We start from the raw sequence: 14,501 nt of genomic DNA on the forward strand, positions 1-14,501 counted from the left end.
CCTGCTCCGGGGCCTGCTCGGCGGCCTGCTCGGGGGCCTGCTCCGGGTTCTGTTCCGGGGCCTGCTCCGGAGCCTGCTCGGGCGCCTGCTCGGGCGCCTGCTCCGGAGCCTGCTCGGGCGCCTGCTCGACGGCCTGCTCGGGTGCCTGCTCCACGGCGGCGTCGGAGCGCTCGGGCAGCGAGGCCGGGTGGTGCCGGTGGGCCTGCGGGAGGTCGCCGTCCGGCTTCGGCTTCGGATGCGGGTGCGGCACCGGCCGTCGCCGCGGCGCGGCCACCGGCCCGGAGGTGTCCGGTTCCCCGCCCTGCCCGGCGCTCGCCCCCGCCTCCGGCGAGGGAGCGGCCTCCGGCGGGGACAGCACCGCGGACGAGGGCAGTGCCATCGCCGCCGAGGCGGCGGCCAGTGGGAGCGCGAGCCCCAGCACGGCCGCCGCGACCAGCCGCTGGACACGGCCCGGGGAGCGGCGGGAAGTACGACGGTGGTGCGGCGCGACGGGCAGCGGCCCGAGGGATGCGTGCGGTGATGCGGCCACGGTCGGAGTCCTTCCGACGGCCGACGGCGCCCGGGGGCGGGATCGGCGGCGGGACTGCTCCGGACCAGATTCCCACGCCCCCGGCGCTACGGCATTTCGGGCGATTTCACGCCCTGCCTGCCGTCGCCCCGCCGCCGGGCCGCCCCCTTCTCAGGCCCGCAGCACGACCTTCCCGACCTGCTCCCCGCGCTCCAGCACCCGGTGCGCCTCGGCCACGTCGGCCAGCGGCAGCACCCGGTCCACCACCGGCTGCACCACCCCGGACTCGACCAGCGGCCACACGTGCTCCCGCACCGCCGCGACGATCGCCGCCTTCTCCGCCAGCGGCCGCCCGCGCAGGTTGGTGGCGATCACCGCGCCGCGCTTGCGCAGCAGCGCGTTGAGGTCGAGCTCGCCCTTCACCCCGCCCTGGAGTCCGATGATCACCAGTCGCCCGTTGACCGCCAGCGCGTCCACGTTCCGCTGGAGGTACTTGGCGCCCATGATGTCCAGGATCACGTCCGCCCCGGCCCCGCCGGTGGCCTCCCGGAGCGCCTCGACGAAGTCCTGCTCGCGGTAGTCGATCAGGATGTCCGCGCCCAGCTCTGCGCAGCGCGCCAGCTTCTCCCGGCTGCCCGCCGTGACCGCGACCCGCGCGCCGACCGCCTTGGCCAGCTGGATCGCCATCGTGCCGATCCCGCTCGCGCCGCCGTGCAGCAGCACCGTCTCGCCGGGCCGCAGGTGCGCGGTGAGGAAGACGTTGGACCACACCGTGCAGGCGACCTCGGGCAGCGCCGCGGCCTGCTCGACGGACAGCCCCGCGGGCAGCGGCAGCAGCTGCCCGGTGGGCACCGCGACCCGCTGCGCGTAGCCGCCGCCGGACAGCAGGGCGCACACCTCGTCGCCGACCGCCCAGCCGGACACCCCGGGGCCGAGCGCGACGATCCGCCCGGCGCACTCCAGCCCCGGGTAGGGCGAGGCGCCGGGCGGCGGGTTGTAGAAGCCCTGCCGCTGGAGCAGGTCGGCACGGTTGACGGCGGTGGCCGCCACTTCGACCAGGACCTCGCCCTCGGCGGGCACCGGGTCGGACACCTCGGCCCACACCAGTGCCTCGGGACCTCCGGGTACGGGAATCGTCATCGCATGCATGCCCCGAACCTACTGCGGGGCCGGGGCGGTTGCGCGCTACGGCTCAGCCGGTCGGCGGGACCGTACTGGACTTGATGACGATCACCCGGTCGGTGAGCTGGAGCACGGCGGCCTCCGGCTCGGTGTAGTTGAGCACCCGTCGGCCCCGGACCACCGCGACCACCAGGTCCGCGCACTCGCGCGGGCTGTGCCCGGCCTCCGCCCGGGTGACCGGGCGCTCCACCACGTCCAGCCCGTTGCCGTACGTCAGCAGGTCCTCCATCACCGCCCCGGCGTGCGGGCTGAGCATCGACATCCCGAGCAGCCGTCCGGCCGAGCTGGAGCTGGTGACCACGACGTCGGCCCCGCTCTGCCGCAGCAGCGGCGCGTTCTCGTCCTCCCGGACGGCGGCGACCACGGTGGCGGTCTTGTTCAGCTGCCGGGCCGTCAGCGTGATCAGCACGGCGGTGTCGTCCCGCTCCGGTGCGACCACCACCCGGGCGGCGGTGGGCAGCGCGGCGCGCACCAGGGTGTCGGTGCGGGTGGCGTCGCCGACCACCCCGACCAGGCCGTGCTGGGCGGCGTGGTCGATCACCTTGCGCTGCGGGTCGACGACGACGATCTCCTCCTTCTTCACCCCCTGTCCGAGCAGGGTGTCGACGGCGCTGCGGCCCTTCGTCCCGTAGCCGATGACGACGGTGTGCTCGCGCACGGTGGACCTCCAGCGGTTCAACCGCCATTGCAGGCGGGTCCGTTCGGTGAGCACCTCCAGGGTGGTGCCGACCAGGATGATCAGGAACACCACGCGCAGCGGGGTGATCACGAAGATGTTGGTGAGCCGGGCGCTGTCGCTGAACGGGGTGATGTCGCCGTACCCGGTGGTGGAGAGCGTCACCGTGGCGTAGTACGCCGCGTCCAGGAAGCTGAGCTCGCCCCCGGCGTTGTCGTTGTAGCCGGCCCGGTCCAGGTAGACGATGAACGAGGTGGCGACCAGGACGGCGAGCGCCAGCAGCAGCCGGAAGCCGACCTGCCGGACGGCGGGATCGGCCCGCCGGGCGGGCAGCACGATCCCGGCGTCCGCCCACGGCTCCGTCCCCGGGGCCAGGTTGCGTCGGAATCGGTTCACGGCACCTCCAGGAGTTCGACCGGCTCCCCCGCCGCCGCCCCGCCGGGCGGCACCACGGCCAGCGCCTCGGCCCGGGCGAGCCCGCGCAGCATCGCCGGTCCGTCGAAGGGCAGCGGCAGGACGCCCTCGGCGGTCCGCCGGACCGGGTGGAGCCGGGTGTCCGTCCGGTGCCCGGGCAGGGCCGCCGCGGCCGGGGCGAGGACGGGGGCGCCGACGGTCCGTCCGCTGCGGGCGTGCAGCAACGGCAGGGCGAGGGTGACCGTCCCGGCGACGGCGGCCAGCGGGTTGCCGGGCAGGCCCACCAAGTGGCGTCCGCCGGGGAGTTCGGCCAGCAGCATGGGGTGGCCCGGCCGGACGGCGACGCCGTCCACCAGCAGCCGGGCGCCGACGTCGGCGAGCGCCCGGTGCAGGAAGTCGACCGGCCCGGCGGCCGTTCCGCCGGTGGTGACCACGAGGTCCGCGGTGGAGTGCCGCAGCGCGTCCCGGAGCAGCCCGAAGTCGTCCCGGACGTACCCCACTTCGGCCGGGTCGGCGCCGGCCGCCCGCAGCCAGGGCGGCAGCAGCGGCCCGAGCGCGTCCCGGACCAGCCCCGGCCCGGGCACCCCGGCAGTGAGCAACTCGTCGCCCAGGACGAGCAGTTGGACCTCCGGGCGGCGGTGGACCGACAGCCGGTCGTGGCCGCAGGCGGCGGCCAGGCCGAGCACGGCCGGCCCGACCGGAACGCCGGACGGCAGCAACTCCTCGCCCCGGCGGCACTCCTGGCCGCGCGGGCGGACGTCCTGGCCGGTGGTCAGCGGCTGCGGGCCGCGGTCGTGCAGCAGCACGCCGTCCGTCCGCCCGTGCTCACGGCGCAGTACGGCGGTGGCTCCGGGCGGGAGTTGGGCGCCGGTGGCGATCTCCACGGCGGTGCCGTCGGCCAGCGCGGCCGGTTCGGCCCGGCCGGCCAGCACCCGGCCGGCGACCCGCCACGGACCGGGGCCGGCGACCGCCCAGCCGTCCATCGCTGAGGTGTCGAAGGCCGGCAGGTCGGTCAGCGCGGAGAGCGGCTCGGCGAGGGTGCGGCCGAGCGCCTCGGCCAGTGGGGCCCGGACCCCGGGCAGCGGGCGCAGCCCGGCCCGGCGCGCGGTCTCCCGGGCCCGGGGCCAGCTCAGCACGCCGGGGCCGGTGGACGGTGCGGCCACGGTGGACTGTCCGACCGCGCTCACGACTCGTCCGGCCGCTCGGCGGCGCCCCAGCGCTCGGCGAGCGCCTCGGTCCGCCGGGCCGCCTCGGCGACGGCCTGCGCCCCGCCGCCCTGCCGGGCGGCCGCGTAGCCGATCAGGAAGGCGGTCAGCGGTGCGGCCGGCCGGGCCACTCCGTGCGCGACCACCCGGGCCGTGTCGAGCAGACCACGGACGTCGACGTCCAGGTCGATGCCCAGGTCGGCCTTGACCTCGGCGATCCAGTCATCCAGCGTGCGCTCCATGCGCCCATGCTGCCCGATGGCCGGTTCGCCGAGGTGTTCGCCCCGTGTGCGGCGCGCGTCGTTTCGCTCACACGCCGGTGACGGTGCCGGTGGGGGTCACGTCCGGTCGCGCTCGCGGGCCTGCTCCAGGTCCTCCCAGGTGTCGCAGTCGTAGGCGACGTTGTCGGTGTCGGCCACCCGCAGCCGGGCCAGCCCGCCGACCAGGCGGCGCAGCGGCTGGTCGGCCGGATCGCCGAGCGCGGCCAGCGCGGCGCGCAGCGGGCCGGTGCGGTAGGCGGCGGCGAGCGGCTGGTCGCGGCCGCCCGCGTCGACCAGCACGGCGGCGTCCGCGGCCGCGCCGGCCCCGTCGAGGGCGGCGACCAGCCGTTCCACCGTCCGCCGGTCCAGGAAGGGCAGGTCCGCGGCGAGCAGCAGCACGGTGTCCGCGGTGACCAGGCCGAGCCCGGCCGCGACGGCGGCCACCGGCCCGCCGCCGGGCGGCCGCTCCCTGGTCCAGTGGACGCCGCCGAGCACGGTCGGCCGGGCCGGGCCGACCACGACGGCGGTACGGGCGCCCGCGCAGGCGGCGAGGACCCGGTCCAGCAGGGTGGTCTCGCCCACCGTCAGCCCGGGTTTGTCGGCGCCGCCGAGGCGCCGGGCGGCCCCGCCCGCCGGAACGATCACGTCGTACGGCGTCATGCGGCCAGTATCCGCCCTACCGCGCCGCGGTCCCGTCGTCCTCCGGCCGCTCCGGCCCCTCCTGCGCGTCCTGGGCGTCCTGGGCGTCCGCGCCGGGCGCGGCCCCGGCCGCGCGGGCGGTGTTGGCCGCCGCGCCCAGCTCCAGGATGGACGGCAGGGTCAGCTCCCCGTACCGCTCGTTCATCGCCGTGACCAGCGCCTCCGGGTCGTCCGGGTGCTCGGCCAGCAGCCGGTCGAAGTCCTGGAGGTACTCGCCGGTGAAGGCCAGCACCCGGGCGGCGTCGTCGCCCTGGCCCGGGGCGCGGTGGCCGGCGATCACCCGGTCCGCGCCGAGGTCGGCGATCCGGCCGAGGTTGTGCCCCCAGGTGGTGCGCTGGGCCGGGGTGGTGTCGGCGGTCCAGACGTGGGTGCCGTTGTGGACGAAGTCCCCGGCGATCACGGTGCGGACGCTCGGCACGTGGACGACCGTGGAGTCCCCGCAGTCGGCCTGGCCGAGCAGCAGCACGGGGATCACCTGGCGGTCCAGCATCAGCGGCTGCGGCAGCAGCGGGGCGGGGATCAGCGGGTGGTCCGGGATGTCGTCGCCGTACACCGGCTTCCACTGCGCGACCTTCGCGGCGACGGTGCGCCGGATGCCCTCGACCACGGCCGGGGCGGCCAGCAGCTGCGCGTCGGGGAAGAGCCGCAGCACCTCCTCGGCGCCGAAGTAGTGGTCCGGGTGCTGGTGGGTGACCACCACGGCGAGCAGCCGTCTGCCCTTGCCGGCGACCCACTCGGCCAGCTCGCGCCCGGCGCTGCGGGTCAGCTGGGCGTCCACCAGGATCGCGGTCCGCTCGCCGAGGATCAGCGTGGAGGTGGCGAAGAAGGCCGACTCGGGGCCGGTGAAGACGGCGACCTCCAGCGGCCGGGCCGGCTGTCCGGCCTCCGGCGGCTCGGCGCCCGCGGCCGGCCCGGCGGGCCCGCCGGAGCGGTCCGGCCCGGCCTGGGCACGCTCCGCGCCGGCGCTCTCCTCGGACGGGGACGTCGTCACGGGCTGCTCCCTCTGGTCGGCGGTCGGATGTCCTGCGCCCTACAGCATGGGAGCACCGGCGGCCGAATGCCCGGAAGGCGCGCCCGGCGGGGCGCGCCTCCGCTCCACGTCACACCCCGCTCCGGGCGGCCGGTCCCCCGGCCCGGCGGGCGGCCCGCTCCGGCTCGGCCATCACCTGCCCGCGCGGCGCGAAGGCGGCGGCCCGCTCGGCGCCGCGGGCCTCGGCGGGGGCGGATCCGGCGCCGGTGCCGTGCACGTCCGGGTGCGGGAGCGGGTCGGCGACGAGGTCCCGGTGGATCACATGCGGAAGGGCCCGTCCACCGGTTCCGGCGGACGGGCCCTTCGGCCACGGGGAGGGCTGTTCGGTCGGTCAGCGCTGGGCGCCGCGCAGCCGGGCCAGCCGGTCGGTGACGCCCCAGGTGGTCACCCGCCACAGCGCCTCGACCACGATGCTGCGGCTCATCTTGGACGCGCCGAGCTCGCGCTCGACGAAGGTGATCGGCACCTCGGCGACCTTGAACCCGGCCTTCACCGTGCGCCAGGCCAGGTCGACCTGGAAGCAGTACCCGGCCGAGGCGACCTCGTCCATGCCCAGGCCCAGCAGGGTCTCCTTGCGGAACGCCCGGTAGCCGCCGGTGACGTCCCGGATCGGCACGCCCAGCATCAGCCGCGAGTAGGTCGAGCCGCCGCGCGAGAGCAGCAGCCGCGACTTCGGCCAGTTCACCACCCGGCCGCCCGGCACCCAGCGCGAGCCCAGCACCAGGTCGGCGCCGCGCAGCGCGCCCAGGAGCCGGTCCAGCTCCTCGGGCTGGTGCGAGCCGTCCGCGTCCATCTCGACCAGGACGTCGTAGCCGTTGTCGATGCCCCAGCGGAAGCCCGCGAGGTAGGCGGCGCCCAGGCCCTCCTTGCCCTTGCGGTGCATGACGTGGACGTGCTCGTCCTCGACGGCCAGCTTGTCGGCCAGTTCGCCGGTGCCGTCGGGGCTGTTGTCGTCGGCGACCAGCACGTGCGCCTCGGGCACGGCGGCACGGACCCGGCCGACGATCCGCTCGACGTTCTCCGCCTCGTTGTAGGTCGGGATGATCACCAGGACCTTGCCGAGATCAGCAAAACTCTGCTGGTTCACGGTCACGTACAAACCTCTCGGCCGATGGCGGGGGTCTCGGAACACCGGCGCCCGCACTCTGGAACGCGGCTCCGCCGGCAACCCGCCGGGGAGGACCCGGTGGCGAACTGCGCGCAGGGCGGAGGCTACTGCGTCCTGGCATCCTACTACCGCGCCGGGAACCACCCGCCCGACCGTGGCACTCCCACCCGATGCCCGCCGTTTCCCGTTGGGTGACACCGGTCGGCTAGGGTCGTTTCCCTTGCCCGTGCCCGGACCGCCCGCACCGCCGGGACCATCCCGGCGATCCGGACTCGGGACATCCGGGGCCGCCCAGACAGCGAAGGAGTAGGACCGCGCGCATGGACAGGCTCGTCAACACCGTCCGCCCGTACGCCTGGGGGTCGCTCACCGCCCGGCCCGAGCTGCTCGGGCAGCGGCCGACCGGTGAACCGCAGGCCGAGCTGTGGATGGGCGCCCACCCCGGGGCACCGTCGCGCGCCGACCGCGGCGAGGGCCCGCGCCGGCTGGACGAGCTGATCGCCGCCGACCCCGAGGGCGAACTGGGCGCCGCGAGCGTCGCCAGGTTCGGCCCGGCCCTGCCGTTCCTCTTCAAGGTCCTGGCCGCGGGCATCCCGCTGTCCATCCAGGCCCACCCCACCCTCGACCAGGCCCGGGCCGGCTTCGCCGCCGAGAACGCCCTCGGGATCCCCCTGGACGCCCCCGAGCGCAACTACCGGGACGCCAACCACAAGCCCGAGATGGTCTGCGCGCTGGGCGATTTCGAGGGCCTGTGCGGCTTCCGCCGGCCCGCCGGGGCGGCCCGGCTGCTGACCGGACTCGCGGTGCCCGGGCTCGCCCCCGTGATCGAGCGGCTGGCCGCGGAGGACGAGTCCGAGGCGCTGCGCGGTGCCCTGACCGCCGCCCTCTCGCTGGACGGGGAGACCGTCCGGCGGACCGTCGAGGTGCTGGCGCTGACCGACCCCGACGGGGAGTACGCCCCGTACGCCCGGATCGCCGAGGACTTCCCGGACGACCGCGGCGTGATCGCCGGCATGCTGCTCAACCACGTCCGGTTGCGGGCCGGCCAGGCGCTCTACCTGGGCGCCGGGGTGCCGCACGCCTACCTGTCCGGCGTCTGCGTGGAGCTCCAGGCCAACTCCGACAACGTGCTGCGGGCCGGCCTCACCCCGAAGCACATCGACGTGCCGGAGCTGCTGGAGGTCGTGGTCTTCGAGGCCGGCGCCCCCGAGGTGCTGGAACCGGCCCCGGTGCCGGGCACCCCGGGCGAGGAGCTCTACCCCGTCCCGATCGACGAGTTCCGGCTCTCCCGCTTCGTCCTGGACGGCACGGAGCGCGGGATCGACGGCCGCACCCCGCAGATCCTGTTCTGCACCGAGGGCGCCACCCGCCTGACCGCCGCCGACGGCACCGTCCTGGACCTGGCCCGCGGCCAGTGCGCCTTCCTCCCCGCCACCGGCACCCCGACCCGCCTCCGCGGCACCGGCAGCACGCTGTTCCGCGCCACCGTCACCGTCTGACCGGCCCCCCTGCGCGCTCCGGGTCAGTCCCGGGTCATGTCGACGAAGCGCGAGTAGTGGCCCTGGAAGGCCACCGTGATGGTCGCGGTCGGACCGTTTCGGTGCTTGGCGACGATCAGGTCGGCCTCGCCCGCGCGCGGGGACTCCTTCTCGTAGGCGTCCTCGCGGTGCAGCAGGATGACCATGTCGGCGTCCTGCTCGATCGAGCCGGACTCGCGGAGGTCGGAGACCATCGGCCGCTTGTCGGTGCGCTGCTCGGGGCCACGGTTCAGCTGGGACAGCGCGATGACCGGGACTTCCAGCTCCTTGGCCAGCAGCTTGAGGTTACGGGACATGTCCGAGACCTCCTGCTGACGGTTCTCGGCCCGCCGGGAGCCGCCGGACTGCATCAGCTGGAGGTAGTCGATGACGACCAGTTTGATGTCGTTGCGCTGCTTCAGCCGACGGCACTTGGCCCGGATCTCCATCATCGACAGGTTCGGCGAGTCGTCGATGAACAGTGGTGCCTCGCTGACGTCGGGCATCCGGCGGGCCACCCGCGTCCAGTCGTCGTCCGTCATGTTCCCGGAGCGCATGTGGTGCAGCGCCACCCGCGCCTCGGCGGAGAGCAGGCGCATGGCGATCTCGTTGCGGCCCATTTCGAGCGAGAAGATGACGCTCGGCAGCTTGTGCTGGATCGAGCAGGCCCGCGCGAAGTCCAGCGCGAGGGTGGACTTGCCCATCGCGGGACGGGCCGCGATGACGATCATCTGGCCCGGGTGCAGCCCGTTGGTGAGCTGGTCGAAGTCGGCGAAGCCGGTCGGCACGCCGGACATCTGGCCCTGCCGGGAGCCGATCGCCTCGATCTCGTCGAGGGCGCCCTCCATGATGTCGGCGAGCGGCGCGTAGTCCTCGCTGGTGCGCTGCTCGGTGACGGCGTAGATCTCCGCCTGGGCGGCGTTGACGATCTCGTCCACGTCGCCCTCGGCCGCGTAGCCCATGCCGGCGATCCGGGTGCCCGCCTCGACCAGCCGGCGCAGCACCGCGCGCTCGTGCACGATCTGGGCGTAGTACTCGGCGTTGGCCGCGGTCGGGACGGAGTTGACCAGGGTGTGCAGGTACGAGGCGCCGCCGACCCGCTGGAGCTCGCCGCGCTTGGTCAGCTCGCCGGCCACGGTGATCGGGTCGGCCGGCTCGCCGCGGGCGTAGAGGTCGAGGATCGCGCCGTGCACCATCTCGTGCGCGGGCCGGTAGTAGTCGGCCGGCTTGAGCACCTCGACCACGTCGGCGATGGCGTCCTTGGAGAGCAGCATGCCGCCCAGGACGGACTGCTCGGCGGCCAGGTCCTGCGGCGGAACGCGCTCGAAGCCGTCCGCCCCGCCGTCGCCGTCGCCCTCGTCCCGGCGCTGCCGGCCGCCCTCCGACCGGCCGCCCTTGCCGCCCTTCTGGAAGCCGCCCTTCTGGAAGCCGTCGCGGCCACCGCCCTGACGTCCCTCGCCGCGGCCGCGCGAGACCGGCAGCCGGTCCCCCGGGCCGTCCGGGAAGGGCGCGTCGTCGAAGGCGCCGGCCGGGAAGGGGTCCTCGGCGGTCTGCCAGTCCTCCTCCGGCGGCGGGGCGTCGTGGTCGTCGTACTGGGGGCCGGTCACGCGTGTTCCCCGATCAGCGAGTGGTGCGAAGTTGGAGCGGGCTTGCCGGTGGCTGGGTGGAGCGGATCCGCTCCTCTTTGTACGCCACGGCTCCGACAAATCGGACGCCGGTGCGGCGGGAGTGTCGGGCGGAGGGCCCACGCTAAGGCGCCGGACGCCGTTGCGCCAAGGCGGTTATCCACAGGGGGTGTGGATGACCGGCCCTCTCCTGTGGAGAACTGCCGCAAAGCTGTGGACACCCCTGTGGACGTTCCTGTGGATAACCGGACCATCGATCCACCGTCAACCTGTTGACCTGGGATTACCTCGTTCCGGGCCTGTGCATGAGAAATTCTTCACACACCTCCGAACGGCTGTGGGCACAGAGCGGGCGAACCGCACCGCTCAAGATTTCGAGTAATGGTCACATAGCACTGACATCCATTACCTGTGGATGAGTAGCCTGGAGCCCATGACCGCCTCGCCCACGACCCCGGCCCCGGCCCCCTCGCGACGCCGGCACGACCGGGAGATCCTCGCCCTGGCCGTCCCGGCCTTCGGCGCGCTCGTCGCCGAACCGCTCTTCCTGATGGCCGACTCGGCGATCGTCGGCCACCTCGGCACCCCCCAGCTGGCCGGGGTGGGCGTCGCCTCCGCCGCGCTCTCCACCGCGACCGGCGTGTTCGTCTTCCTCGCCTACGCCACCACCGCGGCAGTCGCCCGCCGGATCGGCGCCGGAGACCGCCGGGGCGCCGTGCAGCAGGGCATCGACGGCATCTGGCTCGCCCTGGGCCTGGCCGTCCCGGTCGTGCTCCTCACCCTGCTGCTGGCCCCCTGGGCGGCCGACGTGCTGGGCGCCTCGGCGACCGCCGCGCCGCACGCGGTGACGTACCTGCGGATCAGCTCCCTGGGCATCCCGGCGATGCTCATGGTGCTGGCCGCCACCGGTGTGCTGCGCGGGCTCCAGGACACCCGCACACCGCTGGTGGTGGCCGTCGCGGGCTTCGCCGCCAACATCGGCCTGAACGTCGGCCTGGTGTACGGCGCCGGACTCGGGGTGGCCGGGTCGGCCTGGGGCACCGTGCTCGCCCAGACCGGGATGGCCGCCGCCTACCTGGTCGTGGTGGTCCGCGGCGCCCGCCGGGAAGGGGCCTCGCTGCGGCCGGACACGGCGGGCATCCGGGCCGGCGCCAGGGCCGGCGGCCCGCTGCTGGTCCGGACGGTCAGCCTGCGCGCGGTGCTGATGACCGCCACCGCGGTGGCCGCCCGGCTCGGCGACGACCAGGTGGCCGCCCACCAGATCACCATGACGCTGTTCAACTTCCTGGCCTTCGCGCTGGACGCCATCGCGATCGCCGGCCAGGCCATCATCGGCCGCTACCTGGGTGCCTCGGACGCCCCCGGCGCCCGGGCCGCCACCCGGCGGATGGTCGAGTGGGGCATCGTCTCCGGGCTGGTGCTCGGCCTGCTGGTGGTGCTCGCCCGCCCGCTGTACGTCCCGCTGTTCACGCCCGATCCGGCCGTCCGGGCCCAGCTGGGCACCGCCCTGCTGCTGCTCGCGCTCACCCAGCCGGTGGCCGGCCTGGTCTTCGTGCTGGACGGAGTGCTGATGGGCGCCGGGGACGGGCCGTACCTGGCGTGGGCGGGGCTCGCGACCCTGGCGGTGTTCGTCCCGGTGGCCCTGGCGGTCCCGGCCACCGGCACGGGACTGGCCGGGCTCTGGTGGGCGATGAACCTGTTCATGCTGCTGCGGGCCGGCTTCCTGGCCTGGCGCGCCCGCGGCGGCAAGTGGCTGGTCACCGGGGCGGTGCGCGGCTGAAACGCCTCCGGACGGGACTCCCGCGGGGGTCCCGTCCGGAAATGACCGAGGGCCGGACTCCCGGAGGAGTCCGGCCCTCGGGCCTTGGCTACGGAGCTCAGGCAGCCACGACGGCGACGTCGAGGTTGGCCACGACGTCCGAGTGCAGCTTGACCGAGACCTTGTGGGAGCCCACGGTCTTGATCGGCGAGCCGATCGCGACGGCGCGCTTGTCCACAGCCGGGCCGCCGGCGGCCTTGATGGCCTCGACGACGTCGGACTGGGTCACCGAGCCGAACAGACGGCCGGCCTCGCCCGAGCGGACGGCCAGCTTGACCTGGACGCCCTCGAGCTGACCCTTGACCTCGTTGGCGGCCTCAAGGGTCTGGATGGCGTGGATCTTCCGGGCGCGACGGATGGCGTCGACGTCCTTCTGACCACCCTTGGTCCAGCGGATGGCGAAGCCACGCGGGACCAGGTAGTTGCGGGCGTAGCCGTCCTTGACCTCGACGACCTCGCCGGCGGAGCCGAGACCCGGCACCTCGTGCGTGAGGATGATCTTCATTACTTGGTCACCCTCTCTTAGCGCGCGGTGCTGGTGTAGGGCAGCAGCGCCATCTCACGGCTGTTCTTCACGGCCGTGGCGACGTCACGCTGGTGCTGGGTGCAGTTGCCGGTCACCCGACGGGCACGGATCTTGCCGCGGTCGGAGATGTACTTCCGCAGCAGGTTCGTGTCCTTGTAGTCAACGTAGTTGACCTTGTCCTTGCAGAAGACGCAAACCTTCTTCTTCGGCTTGCGAGCAGGCGGCTTCGCCATTGTGTGCTCCATTTGGGGTTCACGGCCCGGCGGGCGTCCGGGGACGCCGGCCGCCGGGCCGCACGAAATCTGTCAGCTCTTAGAACGGGGGCTCTTCCGAGAAACCGCTACCACCGGACGGGGCACCCCAGCCGCCGCCCTGGTTTCCACCGGACGGGGCGCTGGAGGCCCAGGGGTCGTCGGAGGGACCGGACTGGCCGCCACCGGAGTTTCCACCCCAGTTGCCGCCGCCCTGCTGGCCGCCACCGGAGTTTCCACCCCAGTTGCCGCCGCCCTGCTGGCCGCCGAAGCCGCCACCGGGGCCGCCGGACCGGTTCGCCCGGGTGACCTTGGCGGTCGCCGAACGCAGGCTCGGACCGACCTCGTCGACCTCGACCTCGAAGACCGTCCGCTTCTCGCCTTCCTTGGTCTCGTAAGACCGCTGGCGCAGTCGGCCCTGCACGATGACGCGCATGCCGCGCTGCAGCGACTCGGCCACGTTCTCCGCCGGCTGCCGCCAGACGTTGCACGTGAGGAAGAGGCTCTCGCCGTCCTTCCACTCGTTCGTCTGACGGTCGAAGGTGCGGGGGGTGGACGCGATGCGGAACTTCGCGACCGCCGCACCCGACGGGGTGAAGCGCAGCTCGGGGTCGTCGACGAGATTGCCGACGAGGGTGATGACGGTCTCGCCTGCCATGGTGGTGATGACCTCTCGGGAAGATGTCCGTTCGCCGCTGTTTCACGTGAAACAGCGGACGCGAGCTACCCGAGACCCGAAGGCCTCAGAGGTGGCTCAGTGGGTGTCCGGGCGCAGGACCTTGGTCCGCAGAACCGACTCGCTCAGGCCCAGCTGGCGGTCGAGCTCCTTGACGACCTCAGGCGTGGCCTTGAGGTCGATGACCGAGTAGATGCCCTCGGACTGCTTGTTGATCTCGTAAGCCAGACGGCGGCGACCCCAGGTGTCGACCTTCTCCACCTTGCCACCCGCGTTGCGGACGACAGCGAGGAAGCTCTCGATCAGGGGGGAGACAGCGCGCTCCTCGACCGAGGGGTCGAGGATGACCATCAGCTCGTAGTGACGCATGAGTAACCCACCTCCTTTGGACTCAGCGGCCACGGTCTCTCCGTGGCAGGAGGGTTGTGCGTAGCGTCGGCACCGGAGCAGTGACGACTCCGGCCCACCGTAGCGGCCGGGTCGGACAGTCGGCCCCCTGCTCCACCCGAAAGTGGTCGTCGCCCGGAAGCGGACGCAAAGGGGGCACAACTACACCAGTGCAGACGGCACAGCCTACCTGCACCCGGACGGCCGAACAAAACGCATAGGGGTTGTGAGAGCGACCCAAGCACCGCAATCTGGACGGAACGGGATTCCTGCCCGTTCGTCTCCACGCCAGGAGGTGGGACCCATGGCCCAGTCCGTCCACCGCATGCCCGCCCTCACGCTGAACACCGACGGCCACCCGCACCCCCGCGAGAACACCCTGGTGGGCGTCACCGCCCTGCTGGGCGTGATCGCGTTCACCACCTCGTTCTTCCACAACCTGCACCTGCTGACCTCGTGGACCGGCCTGTTCGGCATCGTCACGGGCCTGTGGGGCATGTTCGTCTCGGTCACCACCGCCGAGCGCTTCGTCCTGATGGTCTCGCTCGGCGCCGCCGCGCTCGGCTTCTACCTCGGCATCGCCCGGGGCGGTCTCTGGGGCTGACCCTCCCCCGCGCC

14 protein-coding genes and 2 pseudogenes are annotated in these 14,501 nt (G+C 73.9%); 3 read left to right on the forward strand and 13 right to left on the reverse strand.

The genetic code is table 11. The features are described 5' to 3' along the window. The 8 genes and pseudogenes from ACIQOV_RS05675 to ACIQOV_RS05710 form a co-directional block, all read right to left on the reverse strand. Positions 1-529, reverse strand: a pseudogene (locus tag ACIQOV_RS05675) (hypothetical protein); the annotation flags it as partial. Positions 530-679: 150 nt separating this feature from the next. Continuing rightward, positions 680-1,657, reverse strand: a complete 978-nt coding sequence (locus ACIQOV_RS05680) for an NAD(P)H-quinone oxidoreductase (protein ID WP_401045269.1) — start codon at positions 1,655-1,657, stop codon at positions 680-682. Between the two features lie 43 nt (positions 1,658-1,700). Further along, complete coding sequence (locus ACIQOV_RS05685; protein WP_401045272.1) at positions 1,701-2,762, reverse strand: potassium channel family protein; 1,062 nt, start codon at positions 2,760-2,762, stop codon at positions 1,701-1,703. Beyond that, entirely contained in the window at positions 2,759-3,967 is a 1,209-nt protein-coding gene (locus ACIQOV_RS05690; protein ID WP_401045275.1) for a molybdopterin molybdotransferase MoeA, read from the reverse strand. Before ACIQOV_RS05690 ends, ACIQOV_RS05685 begins: the two co-directional genes overlap by 4 nt. Further along, a pseudogene (locus tag ACIQOV_RS05695) lies at positions 3,964-4,905 on the reverse strand (NTP transferase domain-containing protein). The gene ACIQOV_RS05690 and the pseudogene ACIQOV_RS05695 overlap by 4 nt, the downstream one beginning before the upstream one ends. A gap of 16 nt (positions 4,906-4,921) precedes the next feature. Next, a complete protein-coding gene (locus ACIQOV_RS05700) occupies positions 4,922-5,935 on the reverse strand; it encodes an MBL fold metallo-hydrolase (protein ID WP_401045278.1) in 1,014 nt (337 codons plus the stop codon). 109 nt (positions 5,936-6,044) lie between these two features. Next, a complete protein-coding gene (locus ACIQOV_RS05705) occupies positions 6,045-6,236 on the reverse strand; it encodes a hypothetical protein (protein ID WP_401045280.1) in 192 nt (63 codons plus the stop codon). Positions 6,237-6,305: 69 nt separating this feature from the next. Then, entirely contained in the window at positions 6,306-7,067 is a 762-nt protein-coding gene (locus ACIQOV_RS05710; RefSeq protein WP_380541303.1) for a polyprenol monophosphomannose synthase, read from the reverse strand. Positions 7,068-7,402: 335 nt separating this feature from the next. Between ACIQOV_RS05710 and manA the strand changes: the two genes are divergently transcribed. After that, positions 7,403-8,581 (forward strand): mannose-6-phosphate isomerase, class I, encoded by a 1,179-nt coding sequence (manA, locus tag ACIQOV_RS05715; RefSeq protein ID WP_401045282.1) that lies wholly within the window; start codon positions 7,403-7,405, stop codon positions 8,579-8,581. A 23-nt stretch (positions 8,582-8,604) separates the two neighbouring features. On the opposite strand, the gene dnaB is transcribed toward manA, so the two are convergent. Beyond that, positions 8,605-10,080 carry a replicative DNA helicase gene (gene dnaB / locus ACIQOV_RS05720; RefSeq protein ID WP_401045291.1) on the reverse strand — a complete coding sequence of 492 codons (1,476 nt, stop codon included), beginning with the start codon at positions 10,078-10,080 and terminating at the stop codon, positions 8,605-8,607. A gap of 577 nt (positions 10,081-10,657) precedes the next feature. Here dnaB and ACIQOV_RS05725 point away from each other — a divergent pair. Beyond that, complete coding sequence (locus tag ACIQOV_RS05725; protein WP_401045284.1) at positions 10,658-12,004, forward strand: MATE family efflux transporter; 1,347 nt, start codon at positions 10,658-10,660, stop codon at positions 12,002-12,004. A gap of 97 nt (positions 12,005-12,101) precedes the next feature. Here the strand turns inward: ACIQOV_RS05725 and rplI are convergent, their stop codons facing one another. The 4 genes from rplI to rpsF form a co-directional block, all read right to left on the reverse strand. Further along, complete coding sequence (gene rplI, locus ACIQOV_RS05730; protein WP_359909461.1) at positions 12,102-12,548, reverse strand: 50S ribosomal protein L9; 447 nt, start codon at positions 12,546-12,548, stop codon at positions 12,102-12,104. A 17-nt stretch (positions 12,549-12,565) separates the two neighbouring features. Continuing rightward, positions 12,566-12,802, reverse strand: a complete 237-nt coding sequence (gene rpsR / locus ACIQOV_RS05735) for a 30S ribosomal protein S18 (RefSeq protein WP_030059640.1) — start codon at positions 12,800-12,802, stop codon at positions 12,566-12,568. A gap of 79 nt (positions 12,803-12,881) precedes the next feature. Next, complete coding sequence (locus ACIQOV_RS05740; protein ID WP_401045288.1) at positions 12,882-13,478, reverse strand: single-stranded DNA-binding protein; 597 nt, start codon at positions 13,476-13,478, stop codon at positions 12,882-12,884. Between the two features lie 96 nt (positions 13,479-13,574). Then, positions 13,575-13,865 carry a 30S ribosomal protein S6 gene (gene rpsF, locus ACIQOV_RS05745; RefSeq protein ID WP_188298654.1) on the reverse strand — a complete coding sequence of 97 codons (291 nt, stop codon included), beginning with the start codon at positions 13,863-13,865 and terminating at the stop codon, positions 13,575-13,577. 322 nt (positions 13,866-14,187) lie between these two features. Between rpsF and ACIQOV_RS05750 the strand changes: the two genes are divergently transcribed. Next, positions 14,188-14,487, forward strand: coding sequence for a hypothetical protein (locus tag ACIQOV_RS05750; RefSeq protein ID WP_359909468.1), 300 nt, complete (start codon positions 14,188-14,190; stop codon positions 14,485-14,487). Positions 14,488-14,501: the final 14 nt, after the last annotated feature.

Origin of the sequence: Kitasatospora sp. NPDC091257 (genome assembly GCF_044757675.1) — a bacterium.
GTDB lineage: Bacteria > Actinomycetota > Actinomycetes > Streptomycetales > Streptomycetaceae > Kitasatospora > Kitasatospora lactacystinica.

Coding starts and splice junctions, on each gene's coding strand:
- ACIQOV_RS05750 (WP_359909468.1), top strand. CDS start 14,188: ATGGCCCAGTCCGTCCACCGCATGCCCGCCCTCACGCTGAACACCGAC.
- ACIQOV_RS05680 (WP_401045269.1), bottom strand. CDS start 1,657: ATGCATGCGATGACGATTCCCGTACCCGGAGGTCCCGAGGCACTGGTG.
- rplI (WP_359909461.1), bottom strand. CDS start 12,548: ATGAAGATCATCCTCACGCACGAGGTGCCGGGTCTCGGCTCCGCCGGC.
- rpsF (WP_188298654.1), bottom strand. CDS start 13,865: ATGCGTCACTACGAGCTGATGGTCATCCTCGACCCCTCGGTCGAGGAG.
- rpsR (WP_030059640.1), bottom strand. CDS start 12,802: ATGGCGAAGCCGCCTGCTCGCAAGCCGAAGAAGAAGGTTTGCGTCTTC.
- ACIQOV_RS05725 (WP_401045284.1), top strand. CDS start 10,658: ATGACCGCCTCGCCCACGACCCCGGCCCCGGCCCCCTCGCGACGCCGG.
- ACIQOV_RS05740 (WP_401045288.1), bottom strand. CDS start 13,478: ATGGCAGGCGAGACCGTCATCACCCTCGTCGGCAATCTCGTCGACGAC.
- manA (WP_401045282.1), top strand. CDS start 7,403: ATGGACAGGCTCGTCAACACCGTCCGCCCGTACGCCTGGGGGTCGCTC.